The organism is Streptomyces sp. WMMB303 (assembly GCF_029351045.1).
Lineage (GTDB): Bacteria > Actinomycetota > Actinomycetes > Streptomycetales > Streptomycetaceae > Streptomyces.
The window spans coordinates 2,765,112-2,781,215 of record NZ_JARKIN010000001.1 but is presented as its reverse complement, the minus strand read 5'-3'; the positions used below and the strand labels follow the sequence as shown (position 1 = coordinate 2,781,215).

The window sequence follows — 16,104 nt, the reverse complement described above, 5'->3', positions numbered from 1 at the left end:
CCTAGGCTGACGTCCGCTCACCCGAGATCGACGGACGGCTGCGGAGGACGAGAATGCGACGGATGACCGAGGACCAGTGGCGGGACTTCGTCCTGACGGGCACCCGCACCGGCAAACTGGCGACCACCCGCAAGGACGGCCGCCCGCACGTCACCCCGGTGTGGTTCCTGCTGGACGACGCGGGCCGGCTGCTGTTCACGGTGGACAGCGCCTCGCTCAAGTACCGCTCCCTGCGCCGGGATCCCCGCTTCTCCCTCTGCGTGGACGACCAGGAGCCCCCGTACAGCTTCGTGATGCTGGAATGCGAGGCGGCCGAGTTCCTCGACGACCTCGACCTGATGCGCTCCTGGGCCACCCGGCTCGGCGGCCGCTACATGGGCCCCGACCGCGGGGACGAGTACGGCAGGCGCAACGCCGTCCCGGGCGAGTACCTGGTGCGGGCCCGCGTCGAGCGGGCCGTCGCCTTCGCGGGCATCGCCGACTGAGGGGCCGTGGGCCGAGTGGCGGACGGCGGGGCCGCGAGCCCGTGCGCACCGCGGATCGCGGTGCCGCGGGTCGCGGTGCCGGGCTCGATGAGCGGGAGAGCTGCGGCCGTCGCTCACCCCGCGTTCCCGGCGGCGCTCCACCCCCCGTCCACCACCAGTTCGGCGCCGGTCACGAAGGACGCGTCCGCCGAGAGCAGGAAGGCGATGGCGGCGGCCACCTCGTCGGGGCGCCCGTGCCGGCCGATCACCGTCTCCCCGGCGGCCTGCCGCCGGTCCTCCTCCTGAACTGCGTCCCAGGCGGGCGTCATGATCGGGCCGGGCAGCACGGAGTTGACCCGTACCCGGGGGCCGAACTCGGCGGCGAGCTGGCGGCCGAGTCCGGTCATCCCCGCCTTGGCCGCGGCGTACGCGGGGCGTCCGGGCAGCCCGGCGAGGGCCTGCGCGGAAGAGGTCAGCACCACCGCACCGGCCTGATCGCGCAGATCCGGGAGGCAGGCGCGCACTCCGAGGAAGGCTCCGGTCAGGTTCACCCCGAGCTGGGCCTCCCACACGGGGACGGAGATCCGGTCGGCGGCGCCCTCGTGCAGCAGCGACGCGTTGCAGACGAGTCCGTCCACCGGGCCGAAGCCCGCGTGCGCTGTCTCCACGGCGCGTTGCCAGGCCGGTTCGTCCGTGACGTCTCCGAGGACGAACGCGGCCCGCCCGCCGGAGGCCGTGATCTCCCGTGCGGTGCGGTGCGCCCCGGCCTCCTCCTTGTCGAGGAGGACCACCGCCGCTCCTTCGTCGGACAGCCGGTGTGCCGTCGCGGCACCGATGCCGCGGCCGCCTCCGGAGATGACGACCGTACGTCCCTCGAACCGCGCGCCCATGGCCATGCGCGTGATCGTACGGGCCGGGTACCCGCCGGGGTAGTGCGCCCGGGAGTGTGCTCAGCCGGGGATGTTGTCGAACGGAGCCGTCAGCTGCCGCAGCAGCGATGCGAGTTCGCCACGCTGCAGGGGGGAGAGCTCGACGAGGATGGCGCGCTCCTGGTCGAGCAGTCCGGCCAGTGCGCTGTCGGCCCGGTCCTGCCCCTCGACGGTGAGCCGGACCAGGACGCCCCGCCGGTCGCTGGGGTCGGGCAGTCGTTCGACGAGCCCCTTCTTGGCGAGCCGGTCGATGCGATTGGTCATCGTGCCCGAAGTGACCAGGGTCTGGGTGAGCAGTTGACCGGGGGAGAGCTGGTAGGGGGTGCCCGCCCGGCGCAGCGCGGTCAGCACGTCGAACTCCCACGGCTCCAGGCCGTGCTCGGAGAAGGCGATGCGCCGGGCGCGATCCAGGTGCCGGGCCAGTCTGCTGACCCGGCTGAGTACCTCGAGCGGCTCAACGTCGAGGTCAGGGCGCTCCCGGCGCCAAGCTGCCACCAAACGGTCGACCTCGTCCTCCATGGGATCAGTGTAGAGGTTGTGTCGACGTGAAGTCTCTTGACGTCAAGAGATGCCCGGGGCACCCTGCTGCCATGTGGGACCCCGAGCAGTATCTCCGGCACGCCGGGCCGCGGCTGCGCCCCGTCCACGATCTACTGGCACAGGTACCCGAGCGGTTGCCGGGGCAGCCGCGCGTCAGGATCGCCGATCTCGGCTGCGGCCCCGGCGGCCCCAGCCTCCCGCTGGCCGAACGCTGGCCCGAGGCGCACATCACCGGGTACGACAACGCCCCCGAGATGCTACGGGAGGCCGAGAAGCACACCCGCCCCGGCCGCCTCGACTTCGCCCCCGCCGACCTCGCCCACTGGCGTCCCGACGCCGCCGAGCACTTCGGACTGCTCTTCTCCAACGCGGCGCTCCAGTGGGTACCCGGACACCGGCACGCCTTCCCCGACTGGCTCGCGGCCCTGCCGCCCGGCGGCACTCTGGCCTTCCAGGTGCCCGGCAACGTCGAAGCCCCCAGCCACACCCTGCTGAGCGCACTGTGCGACTCCGCGCGCTGGCGCGACCGGATCGGTGCACGGACCCGCTCCGGCACGGTGCTCACCCCGGCCCGGTACGCGGACCTCCTCGCCCCGCTCGGCCCCCGAGGCTGCGCCGTCGACGCCTGGGAGACCACCTACCTCCACCGGCTGACCGGCACCGACCCGGTGCTCGAATGGACCAAGGGCACCGCCCTCCGCCCCGTGCTGGCCGCGCTGTCCGACGACCCCGCCGCACGGGACGACTTCCTCGCCGAGTACGCGGCGGCGCTCCGCCAGGCCTATCCGCGCGGCGCCGACGGGGTCACGGCGTTCCCCTTCCGTCGCGTCTTCGTGGTCGCCGTCAAGCGCTGATGGGATCCGCGTCCACCGGTTCTCGGCCGGCACCGCGGTGATCGGAACCCGCCGCCCGTTCGGCGGCCTTGGCGGCCCGCCACTCCGGGGCCAGGACCGACCAGACCTCGATGTCGGTCCGCTCGCCCCGGTAGAGGAACATCTCCCGCAGCACGCCCTCCTTCGTCATGCCCAGACGCCGGGCGACCGCGATGCTGGGCTCGTTCGCCGAGGGCACCTGCCACTCCACGCGGTGCAGCCCGCGCTCCTCGACCGCCCAGTCGATCAGGACCCGCACAGCGCGGGTCACCAGACCCCGGCCCACCGCGGCCGGCTCCAGCCAGCAGCCGGCCTCCGCGGTGCCCTGGGCCACGTCCATCGTGCGCAGGAGCACCCCGCCGACCAGCGTGCCCTCCGCGGTCCGGATGCCGAGGATCCGCCCGGTGTCGGTGGCGGTCTTCTGCGCGTACGCCGTGAGAAAGGCGCGGGCCGACTCCAGATCCCGGTTGGCGTCCGCCAGTCCGACGTGCCGGCCGATGAACTCCCGCCCGCGCTCGATGTGGGCCAGGAACTCCTCGGCCTGCCACGGTTCGAGCGGGCGCAGCTCGGTTCCGTCGTCCCCCAGCGGTATTCCGAACATCGCCGTCCTCCACGTTCCCGTGTGCGCCCCTTTGGGCACACCGCGAAGGGAGCTTTGCATACCTCAGCCCCGGCCCGAACGGATTTCCGGGCGGGTCCTCGTGCGTCCGCGGCCCGGAGGCGGTCTCGGGGGATGCCCGTGGGCGGTGCCCACCGGCGCGGCGGCCGGCGCCCCTCGGCACCGGCCGCCCGCGCTGCCGGGGTCAGGACCGGCGGTGGCCTATCAGGCGGGGCTTCTGCTCCAGACCGTCGAGGCCGTGCCAGGCGAGATTGACCAGGTGCGCCGCCACGTCGGCCTTCTTCGGTTTGCGGACGTTGAGCCACCACTGTCCCGTCAGGGCCACCATGCCGACGAGGGCCTGGGCGTAGAGCGGGGAGAGCTTGGCGTCGAAGCCGCGGTTCTTGAACTCGCGGCCGAGGATGTCCTCGACCTGGGTGGCGATGTCGGAGATCAGCGAGGCGAAGGTGCCGGTGGACTGGGGAAGTGGCGAGTCCCGCACCAGGATGCGGAAGCCGTCGGTGTACTGCTCGATGTAGTCCAGCAGCGCGAAGGCGGCCTGCTCCAGCAGCTCGCGGGGGTGGCCCCCGGTGAGCGCTCCGGTCACCATGTCCAGCAGGCGCCGCATCTCCCGGTCGACGACGACCGCGTACAGGCCCTCCTTGCCGCCGAAGTGCTCGTAGACCACCGGCTTGGACACCCCGGCCTTGTGTGCGATCTCCTCGACGGACGTGCCCTCGAAGCCGCGCTCGGCGAAGAGGGTGCGGCCGATGTCCAGCAACTGCTCGCGACGCTCCTTGCCGGTCATCCGGCGGCGGGCGCGCTTCTTGGGGCTGCCGCTGGACGGCGGCGGCGTCTCGTCGGTCGGCACGGGAGGGGCCTTCCCTGTCGGCTGGCTGGCTGCGGCCCCATGGGCCTGGCGTGGCCCCTGGGTCAGCACAGCATCATGCCGCCCTGGCCGGCTGCTCCGGACGGCGGGAGTCCGAGCCGGGGGTGCCCTCCGGCGCCGTGTCCTGCTCCGGGCCCTGCGGAACGCTCTGCTCCGGCTTCCGGCGGCGCGGTCCGTCGTCGCCGCGCTTGGCGTCCAGCCGGTCGCGCTTCGGCCAGCGCACGTCGTAGGCCCAGCCGGCCTTCTCGAACCAGCGGATGATGCGGGCGCTGGAGTCGATCTGTCCGCGCTCGACGCCGTGCCGGGCGCAGGTGGGATCGGCGTGGTGCAGATTGTGCCAGGACTCGCCGCAGGAGAGCACGGCGAGCCACCACACGTTGCCGGACCGGTCCCGGGACTTGAAGGGGCGCTTGCCCACGGCGTGGCAGATGGAGTTGATCGACCACGTGACGTGGTGCAGCAGTGCGACGCGCACCAGCGAGCCCCAGAAGAACGCGGTCACCGCGCCCTGCCACGACCAGGTGGCCACTCCGCCGACCAGCGGCGGGATCAGCAGCGAGACGGCCGTCCACAGCACGAACTGCCGGGAGACGGCGCGCAGCGCGGGGTCCTTGACCAGGTCGGGCGCGTACTTCTGCTGAGACGTCTGCTCTTCGTCGAACATCCATGCGACGTGCGCCCACCACAGGCCCTTCATCAGCGCGGGGATCGTCTCCCCGTACCGCCACGGCGAGTGCGGGTCACCCTCGGCGTCGGAGAACTTGTGGTGCTTGCGGTGGTCGGCGACCCAGCGCACCAGCGGGCCCTCGACGGCGAGCGAGCCCATCACGGCGAGCGCGATCCGCAGCGGCCGCTTCGCCTTGAACGAACCGTGCGTGAAGTAGCGGTGGAAGCCGATGGTGATGCCGTGGCAGCCGATGAAGTACATCGCGACCAGCAGCCCCAGATCCAGCCAGCTCACCCCCCATCCCCAGGCCAGCGGCACCGCGGCCACCAGGCCGATGAACGGAACGGTGATGAACAGCAGCAGTGCGATCTGTTCGGCTGAGCGCCGCTTCTCGCCGCCCAGCGTTGCGGACAGCGGCGCGGAAGCGGCGCCGCCTGCTTGCGGTCCGGTGGCGGGGGAGGCCGCTGCGGCCTCCGGCGAGTCGGCGGGGGCGGGCTGTGGCGAACTGTCGAGCACGTCCGGGCTTGTCGTCATAGATGTCCCTCATTGGACCTCGGCTTGGCTACGGTTCCGTAACCTACGGCGTCGTAAGTATGGCAGCCGTAAGTCACGGGACAAGGGGGGTGCACGCCGGGGCGCGACGCGCCGCTGCGCCCATCCCTCGGACGGCAGTGCTGTGCCGCTCGGCGGCCGACCTATCCTGGTTCCGTCGGACAGCGCGGTCCGCCACCTGCCCGAAGCAACCCCGCAAGGGAAGCAACCCTGCAAGGGAGCCGCACCTGTGAGCAGCGCCGACAGCAACCAGCGAACCCCCCAGCCGCCCCGGAACGCGCCCGGATCGGGTGACCCCGGGACGGCGGGGAACGGCTCCGCGAGGGAGCCCTCCGGCGCGGAGACCCCGGGCGGCCGCAGCGCCGACAGCCCAGCCGGCGCCCACACCCCACCCGACGCGGTGGGCCTGGACAGCGCCGAGAGCGTGGAGGCGGCCGAGTCCACCTCCGCACTGCGGGCCGACATCCGCAGGCTGGGCGATCTGCTGGGCGAGACCCTCGTCCGGCAGGAGGGCGCGGAACTGCTCGACCTCGTCGAGCGGGTACGCGCCCTCACCCGCAGCAACGGCGAGGAAGCCGCCGAGCTGCTGGGGCAGACCGACCTGGAGACCGCCACCAAGCTGGTGCGCGCCTTCTCCACCTACTTCCACCTCGCCAACGTCACCGAGCAGGTGCACCGCGGCCGCGAGCTGCGCCAGCGCCGGGCCGGGGACGGCGGGATGCTCGCCCGCACCGCCGACATGCTCAAGGACGCCGACCCCGCGCACCTGGCGAACACCGCGCGTCACCTCTCCGTACGCCCCGTCTTCACCGCGCACCCCACCGAGGCGGCCCGCCGCTCGGTGCTGACCAAGCTCCGCAAGATCGCCGAGCTGCTGGAGGAGTCGGACGGGGAGCTGGGCGGAGCCGAGCGGCGCCGCACCGACCTGCGGCTGGCCGAGAACGTCGACCTGGTCTGGCAGACCGACGAGCTGCGCGTCGCCCGCCCCGAGCCGGCGGACGAGGCGCGCAACGCCATCTATTACCTGGACGAGCTGCACCGCGGTGCCGTCGGCGACGTGCTGGAGGACCTGGCGGCCGAGCTGGAGCGCGCCGGCGCACCGCTGCCGCCCGGCACCCGCCCGCTGACCTTCGGCACCTGGATCGGGGGCGACCGCGACGGCAACCCCAACGTGACCCCGCAGGTCACCTGGGACGTGCTGCTGCTCCAGCACGAGCACGGCATCAGCGACGCGCTCGCACACGTGGACGAGCTGCGCGGCGCCCTCTCCAACTCCATCCGCAACTGCGGTGCCACCCAGCCGCTGCTGGACTCACTCGAAAGAGACCTCGCCCGGCTCCCGGAGATCAGCCCCCGCTACAAGCGGCTCAACGCGGAGGAGCCCTACCGGCTCAAGGCCACCTGCATCCGGCAGAAGCTGCTCAACACCCGCACCCGGCTGGCCGAGAAGCTCCCGCACACCGAGGGCTGGGACTACCTGGGCACCGGAGAGCTGCTGGACGACCTCGTCCTCCTCCAGGACTCGCTGCGCGAGCACCGCGGCGGCCTGGTCGCCGACGGCCGGCTGGAGCGCGCCATGCGCACCATGGCCGCCTTCGGCCTGCAACTGGCCACGATGGACGTACGCGAGCACGCCGAGGCACACCACCACGCGCTCGGCCAGCTCTTCGACCGGCTCGGCGAGGAGTCCTGGCGCTACGCGGACATGCCACGCGACTACCGGCAGCGGCTGCTGGCCAAGGAGCTGCGCTCGCGCCGCCCGCTCTCCCCCAGCCCCGCGCCGCTGGACGCGGCCGGCGCCAAGACCCTCGGCGTCTTCGAGACCGTGCGCAGGGCGCTGGAGACCTTCGGCCCCGAGGTCGTCGAGTCGTACATCATCTCCATGTGCCAGGGCGCCGACGACGTGTTCGCCGCGGCCGTCCTCGCCCGCGAGGCCGGACTGATCGACCTGCACGCCGGCTGGGCCGAGATCGGCATCGTGCCGCTGCTGGAGACCACCGACGAGCTGAAGATCGCCGACGAACTGCTCGACGCGATGCTCTCGGACCCCTCCTACCGCAAGCTGGTCTCGCTGCGCGGCGACCTCCAGGAGGTCATGCTGGGCTACAGCGACTCCTCCAAGTTCGGCGGCATCACCACCAGCCAGTGGGAGATCCACCGCGCCCAGCGCCGGCTGCGCGACGTGGCACACCGGCACGGTGTACGGCTGCGGCTCTTCCACGGCCGCGGCGGTACCGTCGGCCGCGGCGGCGGCCCCACCCACGACGCGATCCTCGCCCAGCCCTGGGGCACCCTGGAGGGCGAGATCAAGGTCACCGAGCAGGGCGAGGTCATCTCCGACAAGTACCTGGTGCCCTCCCTCGCGCGGGAGAACCTGGAGCTGACCGTCTCCGCCACCCTCCAGGCGTCGGCCCTGCACACCGCGCCCCGCCAGTCCGACGAGGCCCTCGCCCGCTGGGACGCGGCGATGGACACCGTCTCCGACGCGGCGCACCGGGCCTACCGCGACCTGGTGGAGGACCCGGACCTGCCCGCGTACTTCTTCGCCTCCACCCCCGTCGACCAGCTCGCCGAACTCCATCTGGGCTCCCGCCCCTCCCGCCGCCCCGACACCGGCGCGGGGCTGGACGGGCTGCGCGCCATCCCGTGGGTGTTCGGCTGGACCCAGTCGCGGCAGATCGCGCCCGGCTGGTTCGGCGTCGGTACGGGACTGAAGGCAGCCCGCGAGGCCGGACTCGACAGCGTGCTGGAAGAAGCCCACACGCACTGGCACTTCTTCCGCAACTTCCTGGCCAACGTCGAGATGACGCTGGCCAAGACCGATCTGCGGATCGCCCGCCACTACATCGAGACGCTGGTCCCGCAGGAGCTGCGGCACGTGTTCGCCACCATCGAGGCCGAACACGCCCGCACGGTGGAGGAAGTGCTGCGCATAACAGGCGAGAGCGAGCTGCTGGAGGCCAACCCGGTGCTCCAGCAGACGCTGAAGATCCGCGACGCCTACCTCGACCCGATCTCCTACCTCCAGGTCGCCCTGCTGCACCGCCAGCGGCAGGCCACGGCCGAGGGCAAGGAGCCGGACGAGAACCTGAGCCGCGCACTGCTGCTCACCGTCAACGGCGTCGCCGCGGGCCTGCGCAACACGGGCTGACCGCCCGCGCACGACCAGCCGGGGCCTGGGTGCCGCTCCCTCAGAAGGTGAGCAGCGCCCAGGCCCCGGCCATGATCAGGGCCCCGCACGCTCCGGTCGTCACCGCGGTCCTGCGCATCCGCAGACCTCCGGCGATCACCAGCGAGGCCAGCAGCAGCGCGCCGCCCAGCGGCACCCACGCGTACAGCACCCCGGCGGGGCCGGTCCGGATGACATGGTCGGTGCCGGGCTGTACCGCCACCTCCAGTGTTTGGCCCTCGCCTCCGGAGACGAACTCGGAGACGGTCACCTGCTCGGCTCGCGACTTCTTCTCGTTCCGGAACGTCCCGGTGCACTCGTCGTCCTCGCACGACCGCACGGTGACGGTGCCGCGTTCGTCCCCCGTCATGGCAGTGGACGCCGTGTCCCACGACGTCCACACCCCGGCGACCACCAGCACCAGTGCGACGAGCGCCAGCAACCCGGCGCGTACCAGCAGAAGCATGCCGAAGGCGCTCTCGCCGAGCCGCCGCATCCGGCCGCGCCTGCTCCTGGTCCGTGCGGAGCCGCGGGTGGAACTCCGGGGGGACGTCCGGGCAGAGGTCCGGGCGGGTGCCCGGGCGGGTCTGGAAGACATGGCCGAGATCTTTGGCCACGTGTCGGTGGCCGGTCAACCGGTGCCGGTCGGCTTGCCCACCCTTGTGGCCCTTTCGGAACGCTGTCAGTCAGCCCTCGCGGCAGCCCGCCCTCCCTCGAAAGTGCAACCAGCGCACGTGAAGGCAGCCCTGCGCTCGGCTACGAGCCTGCTATTCGGCAAGGGAGATCAGCTTGCCCACCCAGGCATCGAAGTGCGGGCATGCGTCCCGGAGGGCAGGCAGCCCCAGATCCAGCACCGAGCTCGGCCCATGGAAGGTCTTGTTGTACGGGGGGTACATCTTGAGCAACCGTTTCGAGGGAGCTGTCTCCGGCCCGTTGTTGACTTCCTCGGGGCCACCCTCGGTATCGGCCACACGTGTGAGGTCCCGTGCGAGTTTGGGCTCTCCCAGCAGGTCGCCGAGCTGCTCGGCTGCGGCGAAGGTCCATGCCTCGGTCTCGTGCAGCACCAGGTGGGGGATGAACCGGTGGTTTTCGAGGCGTTCGGCAATGCGCAGCTCGATCAGTTCGACGCGCTCCCTGGCCGGCTTGTTCGGAATGTCGGCGTTCATGCCTGGGCTGTCCTGGGGCAGTCCGTAATAGTCGAGAAGTGTGGTGACAGCGGCCCAGTGCGTCGACTTGAGCTGGAGGCGGAGATCCTTCTCGATTTTGGCCCATCTGCTGACGCCGCCCCGTCCCGTCCCCCCGGCAGCGGTCTTGGTCTTGAGGATGACCGGTTCGAGCCAGAGGTCTCTCTCGAAGAGTTCCGGGGCGAGAAATTCCCGCACCATGATCTCCTCGGTCTGCCCTTCGCAGAGCACGGCAACCTGTCTCATCGGCGGGGGTCTCGGGTCGGCACTTCCCGTGTAGGTCTGCCTCCGAGGATGTTCTTCTCCCACAGTTCCCCGAGCGAATATTCCTCCAGCCATTCCTCCAGAGCCTCCGGGTCCGGACGGCTCATCACGGTGGCGCCCTCCTCCCGCTCGACGACAACGAGGTCTGTGAGCGGGAACTGGTTGAGCAGGGTGACAGATTGCGTGGCGATGACCACCTGGCTGCGTGCTGCCGCGGAGCGGAGCATGGACGCCAGTTGCACCACCGCGTAGGGGTGGAGCCCGAGTTCGGGTTCGTCGAGTGTCAGGAGAGCGGGTGGACGCGGCTGGAGCAGGAGCACGCAGAGACAGATGTAGCGCAGGCTGCCGTCCGAGAGGGCTTCGGCCGGGAAGATCTCATCCACACCTTCTTGCAGCCAGCGCAGCCGGATCTTTCCCCCTCGTTCCTCTGCCAGGAAAAAATCCCGGAAGAAGGGAGCGACAAGCTGGACCGCCCGCACGATTTGCCGGTAGGCGGTGGGTTCGCCATCCCGAAGCCGCAGCAGAAAGGCGGCGAGATTCTTGGCGTCCGGCCGAAGCTTCTCATTGTCGGATGTGAAGCCGAGCTGTTTGACCGGGGCATCCGGGCTCGTGTCCTGGAAGTGGTAGACACGGCACCCGGCGAGGATCTCCCTCACAGGCCCTGCGAGCCGGGAGAGGCGTTCCTCCTCCTTCTCGCGCAGCAGGGATTCCCGGTGGCCCTGCCCGAAGCTTTCTTCCAGTGGTCTGCCCGGGCCGTGCTCGTGGAACTGCCCTTTTTCCTCGGCGAACACGAACGTGTCGTTGGCGGCCGGCATCAGGTGCGCCTCGTAGCGGTACGGGTAAGCCTTCACGCGCAGCCGCAGACCCTCCTCTGCCCGAGGACCGGCGAACTGAAGGGCCTGCGCACCCCCGCTCAGCCCCACCTGGAGGCCCAGCTCTCCGTCCGCCATCCGGCCGAGCAGCTCCATCGCGCCGACGATGTTGCTCTTGCCGGCGCCGTTGGCGCCCACGAGCACCGTTACGCCCTCGCCGAGCTCCAGAGTGCTGGAGCGGACGGAGGCGTAGCCTTCGATTCCTAGCTCGGAGAGGGTGTAGGGCATGGCCCCAGCCTAGGCCAGGACTGCCCTTCCAGGACCTCGGAAGATCTGGTCGAGCGTGCAGCAAACAGGCTGTTCGGCGTCGCGCGGCCTGCTGGCGGCGGGGGTGTCGGCGCCGCCCGCTAGGCTGATCGGTCGGATGGATGGCGGAAGAGGCGGGCCAGGGAGCGGCTTGCCCCGGCATGCGGGAGACGGAAAGGAGAGGCCATGCGAGACGGCAGGTGGACAACGGTCACCGAGTCCCGGTTCCAGCACGAGCGAAGCGGGCTCCTGTACGTCAAGGAGCGTCTTCCGGACGCCGAGCCGTACCGTGCCTGGTCGAATTTCACGTTTACCGCGCTCACCGGACATGTCCGCGAGGTCGATCTGTTGGTGGCGGCGCCCGGCGGACTCTTCCTGATCGAACTCAAGAACTGGCAGGGAAGTGTTTCCTCCTCCGGAGCCGGCTGGGTGCAGACCTACGGTGAGGGGCGCTCCCGGGTGCACCGTAATCCGCGGCACCTCGCCAACCAGAAGGCCAAGGAGCTCAAGGGACTACTGAAGGACGCCATGGGCGAGGAGGGCGTGCGCCGCGCCGCCCCCTATGTGCAGGAGCTGGTCTTTTTCACCAATCCCGGACTCCGGGTCGGCTTGGCCGCCAACGATCTGGCGGGCGTCGTCGGGACCGCGCACCACGGTCTGCCTGACATCCTCGCTGAGCTCCAGCGCCCGGCCCGCGACATCCAGGGCGGCGTCGACCACAAGCTCTCCCGCCAGCTCGGAAAGCTACTGCAGAAGGTCGGTATCGGGCGTTCGGATGCCGAATACCACGTGGGGACGTATCGCCTGGACCGGACTCCGTTCGACTCCGGCCCCAACTGGGCGGACTATGTCGGACGGCACGACTCGCTGCGAAGGACGCGTCGCGTCCGGATCTATCTCCGCGAACGGGGCGCTGACCAGCGCAGTCGTGAGTCCATCAGCCACACCGCCGAGCGTGAGGCCAGGGCTCTGGCGGGGCTGGAACATCCCGGGCTCGTCAAGCTGGAGAACTTCGACGAGAACGGGCACAGCGCCGGTCCTGCCCTGCTGTACGAGTACGAGCCGCGGACCCTGCGGCTGGACGACTACCTTCTCCAGCACGGTCACCGGCTGAACGCACAAGCGCGTGCCGCACTCCTGCGTCAGCTCGCGGAGACAGTGCATTTCGCGCACCGGCACCGCCTCTATCACCGGGCGCTGCACGCCCGAGCGGTCCATGTCCTGCCCGGCCCGCACACAGCCGGAGACAATGAGGACGAGCGCTGGCTGCACCCTGTCTTGCAGGTCTCCGAATGGCAGACGGCGCTGCGGCGGGCCCGCCCCGGGATCAAGGGCGCTGCTGAGGACGGTGAGGCAGGCGGGGGAGCAGCGAGCGCCCTCACCACTGGCCACGACGTCGTCCCCTCGAACAATCTCGCGACCTATGTTTCCGATGCCGCCGACCCGTACCTGGCGCCGGAGATCACCGCGAAGTCACCGGACTCGACCGCGCTCGACATTTTCGGCCTGGGCGTGCTCGGGTATCTCCTCTTCACCGGGGAACCCCCTGCCGCCAGCCAGGCGGAGCTTGGGGCACGGCTGGAGAAAGGCGGTGGCCTGGTGCCGTCCGCCGTGGCCGACGGACTGACGGCGGACGTCGACCAGATCGTCCAGGACGCGACAGCCTTCAACCCTGTTGAGCGCATCAGTACGGCCGCCGAGTTCCTCGAGCTGCTCGACGTGGTCGAGCAGGGCCTGAGGGGGGAGCAGCAGGAGTCCTCGCACGAGATCGCGGAGGAGACCGAGGGCGATCCGCTCGAAGCCCTCCCCGGCGACGTGGTCGGCAACCGTTACCTGATCAAGCGTAGCCTGGGACAGGGGTCCACCTCCCGAGCACTGCTCGCGGAGGACGTACGACGGGACGGTGCGCCTGTCGTTCTCAAAATCGCCCGCATGGACAAGCACGCGGAGACACTGCGCCGGGAAGCCGATGTCCTCTCCAAGCTCCGCAACGACTCCAAGGTCATCCACCTGGCCCACGCGGAGCCGTTGCGGATCGGCCCGCGCACCGTCCTCGTCTTGGAGCACGCAGGCGATCGCACGGTGGCCCGTCAGCTCAGGGACCGTGGAGCGATGCTCGCGGACGAGCTGGAGACCTATTCCACCTATCTCTTCGCCGCGGTGGATTTCCTGGACGGCGAAGGCGTGTGGCACCGCGACCTGAAGCCGGACAACATCGCCATCAGGGTCCGTCCCAACCACACCCGTCAGCTCGTTCTCTTCGACTTCTCCCTCGCCGGTCTCGACGTGAGCAACGTCCGGGCCGGCACGGTGGGCTACCTCGACCCGTTCGTCGAGACGATCACGCGCGGCCGCTACGACGCCCAGGCCGAGTACTACGCCCTGGCCGTCACCCTGCACGAAATGGCCTCGGGCGAGCTGCCCCAGTGGGGAGACGGCAGTGTGCTCCCGCGCCAGACGGATCCGAAGGACTGGCCCTATCCGAAGATCGCCGCCGAGGCGTTCGACTCCGCGTTGCGCGACGGTCTGAAGGAGTTCTTCCAGCGAGCCCTCCACCGCGACCACCGCGAGCGCTACCCTGATCTGAAGGAGATGCAGCGCGCCTGGCAGCGCATTTTCGCGCTTGCCGATCTGCCCGCCCAAGCGCGCTCCAGCGGACATCCGGAAGAGGCCGGGGAGCCGACCGGCCCGCGTGCCCCCGGCGAACTGCCGCCCGCCTCCGACTCCACGGACGAAGCCGACCAGCGGGAGACGAACGCGGCCCATGCGACCCGCGAGACCCGGCTTTTGGTCTCCGGGCTGTCCCTGCGTGCCGTCTCCTTCCTCAACGGGCTGGAACTGAACACGGTCGGGGAGCTGCTCGACTACTCCACGAGGCGACTCATCAACAGGCCGGGACTCGGCGCCCGCACCCGCGATGAGATCAATCGCCGGCTCAAGCAGTGGCGCCTCGCCCTCGATGTGCGTCAGCCGTCTCCGCTCTCGCCGTCCGAGCGAGGTGACTCGGCCGAAGAGATCGCCGAGGCCAGGGCGGAGCAGAAGGACGCGGGAGACGACCGCCCGCTTCGGCGTCTCACGCTGGACGCCCTGGTCTCCCTGCTGGTGCCCAAGCCCGCACCGCGCGGGCGGAACGCCACGGAGGTCGAAGCCGTCCGGCTGCTGCTCCGCCTGCCCGACGACAAGCTGATCGTCCCCGACGCGCTGCCGAGCTGGCCCCTCAACAAGTCCGTGGCCCCGCTCACCACCGAGCAGGTCACCGAGGGGCGCATCGCCCAGATCCTCGGCGCCCAGCGCAAGCGCTGGGCCAAGGACAAGGCCCTGGTCGCTCTGCGCGACGAGACCCTGGAGATCCTCGCCACGATGGGCCGGGTCGCCTCCGCGGCCGAGCTCGCGGAGGTGCTGATCGGCCGCCGCGGCATCCACCAGGAAGATCCTCACGTCCGGCAGGCCTTGGGGATGGCCGCGGTCCGTGCCGCATACGAGATCGACTGGACGCTTACCCCACGTGGTCTGCGGGGACGCCGACGGGGTGACACAGGCGACAATCTGATGCTGCTCGCCCTGGAGGTCGACGAGGGCTCCGATCCGCCGGACACCCCGTCCGCCCCCGCCCTCCTCGACTACGCCGCCCGGCTCGGGAAGGCAGCCGACATGCTGGCCGCACGCGACACGCTCGCCAGCCCGAGCACCGTGCTCGAACAGGTCATCGCTGCGGACGCCGGCTTCCGGGAACGCAATCCGGACTGCCACATCACCATGGACGAGGCACGCATGGTCACCCTGGCCGCCGCCGCCTCCCAAACCGCCGCGGCCAATGCCCGGCTTGAGATCTACGCCCGCTCGCTCCCGCCCGTGCGAGCCCTGCGCCTCACCCAGGCCGGGCTCGTTCTGCCACTGGCAGGAAAGCCGGAGAACGAACAAGAAGGGCTGACGGTCTCCCAGATCCACGACCGGGTGCGTGCCAGGTTCCCCCACCTGTCCTCCCGGCTGCCCGAGGACCACGCGGAACTCGGCAAGCTGCTGCGCCAGGCTGGTTTCGCCCTGAAGTGGGGAACGACCAAGAAGAACCGCCACGGCTGCTTCCTCCCGCTGCCGGACAAGGCGTTCAACGACCCGACCTCCGCCGCCACCCAGCGGCGCGCCAGCCTCATCACCCGTACCGACCACTGGTCGGTACGCGACCCCGAGCAGCGTGCCCGGCTGCGCGCCCGGGCGCAGCTCCAGGAGGCCGTCGAGCAGCCCGGCTTCCGACTGCTGACAGTCCGCTACGACGACCAACGCCTCGCCCTCGCGACGCTCACCGCACCAGGCCGCCCCGGCCGGGCCGAGCCGGTGAACGTCAGCGCCCTGTTCCTCAGTTCCTTGCGCCGGATGGTCGCGGCACGGCCCAGACCCACCTGGGAGACGATCCTGGAGGCGGACAACGCCCCGGCCGGTTCACGGGACGGGCTGAAGTTCACCGAGTACACCGCAGCGGCCTGGGGCGACGTGGAGAAGGAGCTGCTGGCCGCGCTTGCCGCGGCACCGTCGCGAGAGGACGTCTCCGGCGTCGAGGGGGAGGCGCGCCTTCCTCTGCTGCTGCACGACGCCTCGGTGTTGGCCCGGTACGGCGGTATGGGCGTTCTCCAGCGCCTGGCGGAGCGTGCCCGACGGGCAGACCTGCCGGATGCCGGGGCCTCCGGCCGCGCGTTGTGGCTGCTCAGCCCGCTCAACGACGCCACCGCGGCCCCCCGGCTGGACGGGGTGACCGTCCCGCTGGAGGACCGCGAGGAGTGGATCCGCCTCAACCACGCGTGGGTGACCAACGATCCCAGTGCGGGAGCCGACCGGGCCGCGTGATCGGTGGGCCCGGTGGCCC

At 70.8% G+C, this 16,104-nt stretch carries 12 protein-coding genes; 4 read left to right on the top strand and 8 right to left on the bottom strand.

Annotation, left to right across the window (positions count from 1 at the left end):
• The first annotated feature begins 62 nt into the window (after window positions 1–62).
• Window positions 63–485: a PPOX class F420-dependent oxidoreductase gene (locus P2424_RS12340; protein ID WP_276475801.1), complete on the top strand. Its 423-nt coding sequence runs from the start codon at window positions 63–65 to the stop codon at window positions 483–485.
• A gap of 113 nt (window positions 486–598) precedes the next feature.
• Here the strand turns inward: P2424_RS12340 and P2424_RS12335 are convergent, their stop codons facing one another.
• Both P2424_RS12335 and P2424_RS12330 read right to left on the bottom strand, forming a co-directional pair.
• Entirely contained in the window at window positions 599–1,360 is a 762-nt protein-coding gene (locus P2424_RS12335; RefSeq protein WP_276475800.1) for an SDR family NAD(P)-dependent oxidoreductase, read from the bottom strand.
• 54 nt (window positions 1,361–1,414) lie between these two features.
• Window positions 1,415–1,912 (bottom strand): MarR family transcriptional regulator, encoded by a 498-nt coding sequence (locus P2424_RS12330; protein ID WP_276475799.1) that lies wholly within the window; start codon window positions 1,910–1,912, stop codon window positions 1,415–1,417.
• 71 nt (window positions 1,913–1,983) lie between these two features.
• Here P2424_RS12330 and P2424_RS12325 point away from each other — a divergent pair, with 71 nt between their 5' ends.
• On the top strand, window positions 1,984–2,787 hold the full coding sequence (locus P2424_RS12325) for a trans-aconitate 2-methyltransferase (RefSeq protein WP_276475798.1): 804 nt from the start codon (window positions 1,984–1,986) through the stop codon (window positions 2,785–2,787).
• On the opposite strand, the gene P2424_RS12320 is transcribed toward P2424_RS12325, so the two are convergent.
• The 3 genes from P2424_RS12320 to P2424_RS12310 all read right to left on the bottom strand — a co-directional run bounded on the left by P2424_RS12320 (window position 2,777) and on the right by P2424_RS12310 (window position 5,493).
• Window positions 2,777–3,406, bottom strand: coding sequence for a GNAT family protein (locus P2424_RS12320; protein WP_276475797.1), 630 nt, complete (start codon window positions 3,404–3,406; stop codon window positions 2,777–2,779). The genes P2424_RS12325 and P2424_RS12320 overlap by 11 nt on opposite strands.
• Before the next feature lie 202 nt (window positions 3,407–3,608).
• Entirely contained in the window at window positions 3,609–4,274 is a 666-nt protein-coding gene (locus P2424_RS12315) for a TetR/AcrR family transcriptional regulator (RefSeq protein ID WP_276475796.1), read from the bottom strand.
• A 73-nt stretch (window positions 4,275–4,347) separates the two neighbouring features.
• Window positions 4,348–5,493 (bottom strand): fatty acid desaturase, encoded by a 1,146-nt coding sequence (locus tag P2424_RS12310; RefSeq protein WP_276475795.1) that lies wholly within the window; start codon window positions 5,491–5,493, stop codon window positions 4,348–4,350.
• A 418-nt stretch (window positions 5,494–5,911) separates the two neighbouring features.
• On the opposite strand from P2424_RS12310, the gene ppc reads away from it, so the two are divergent.
• Window positions 5,912–8,662, top strand: a complete 2,751-nt coding sequence (ppc, locus tag P2424_RS12305; protein WP_276478945.1) for a phosphoenolpyruvate carboxylase — start codon at window positions 5,912–5,914, stop codon at window positions 8,660–8,662.
• Window positions 8,663–8,702: 40 nt separating this feature from the next.
• On the opposite strand, the gene P2424_RS12300 is transcribed toward ppc, so the two are convergent.
• The 3 genes from P2424_RS12300 to P2424_RS12290 all read right to left on the bottom strand — a co-directional run bounded on the left by P2424_RS12300 (window position 8,703) and on the right by P2424_RS12290 (window position 11,228).
• A complete protein-coding gene (locus P2424_RS12300; RefSeq protein ID WP_276475794.1) occupies window positions 8,703–9,176 on the bottom strand; it encodes a hypothetical protein in 474 nt (157 codons plus the stop codon).
• Between the two features lie 271 nt (window positions 9,177–9,447).
• Complete coding sequence (locus P2424_RS12295; RefSeq protein WP_276475793.1) at window positions 9,448–10,110, bottom strand: DUF4276 family protein; 663 nt, start codon at window positions 10,108–10,110, stop codon at window positions 9,448–9,450.
• Window positions 10,107–11,228 (bottom strand): AAA family ATPase, encoded by a 1,122-nt coding sequence (locus tag P2424_RS12290; RefSeq protein WP_276475792.1) that lies wholly within the window; start codon window positions 11,226–11,228, stop codon window positions 10,107–10,109. The genes P2424_RS12295 and P2424_RS12290 overlap by 4 nt, the downstream gene beginning before the upstream one ends.
• A gap of 204 nt (window positions 11,229–11,432) precedes the next feature.
• Here P2424_RS12290 and pglW point away from each other — a divergent pair, with 204 nt between their 5' ends.
• On the top strand, window positions 11,433–16,085 hold the full coding sequence (pglW, locus tag P2424_RS12285) for a BREX system serine/threonine kinase PglW (protein ID WP_276475791.1): 4,653 nt from the start codon (window positions 11,433–11,435) through the stop codon (window positions 16,083–16,085).
• The last annotated feature ends 19 nt before the right edge of the window (window positions 16,086–16,104 follow it).

Bases quoted from the DNA above. Each gene is read 5' to 3' on its own strand.
- P2424_RS12290 (WP_276475792.1), bottom strand. From the start codon at position 11,228: ATGCCCTACACCCTCTCCGAGCTAGGAATCGAAGGCTACGCCTCCGTC.
- P2424_RS12320 (WP_276475797.1), bottom strand. From the start codon at position 3,406: ATGTTCGGAATACCGCTGGGGGACGACGGAACCGAGCTGCGCCCGCTC.
- P2424_RS12330 (WP_276475799.1), bottom strand. From the start codon at position 1,912: ATGGAGGACGAGGTCGACCGTTTGGTGGCAGCTTGGCGCCGGGAGCGC.
- P2424_RS12325 (WP_276475798.1), top strand. From the start codon at position 1,984: ATGTGGGACCCCGAGCAGTATCTCCGGCACGCCGGGCCGCGGCTGCGC.
- P2424_RS12295 (WP_276475793.1), bottom strand. From the start codon at position 10,110: ATGAGACAGGTTGCCGTGCTCTGCGAAGGGCAGACCGAGGAGATCATG.
- P2424_RS12340 (WP_276475801.1), top strand. From the start codon at position 63: ATGACCGAGGACCAGTGGCGGGACTTCGTCCTGACGGGCACCCGCACC.
- P2424_RS12310 (WP_276475795.1), bottom strand. From the start codon at position 5,493: ATGACGACAAGCCCGGACGTGCTCGACAGTTCGCCACAGCCCGCCCCC.
- pglW (WP_276475791.1), top strand. From the start codon at position 11,433: ATGCGAGACGGCAGGTGGACAACGGTCACCGAGTCCCGGTTCCAGCAC.
- P2424_RS12335 (WP_276475800.1), bottom strand. From the start codon at position 1,360: ATGGCCATGGGCGCGCGGTTCGAGGGACGTACGGTCGTCATCTCCGGA.
- P2424_RS12300 (WP_276475794.1), bottom strand. From the start codon at position 9,176: ATGCGGCGGCTCGGCGAGAGCGCCTTCGGCATGCTTCTGCTGGTACGC.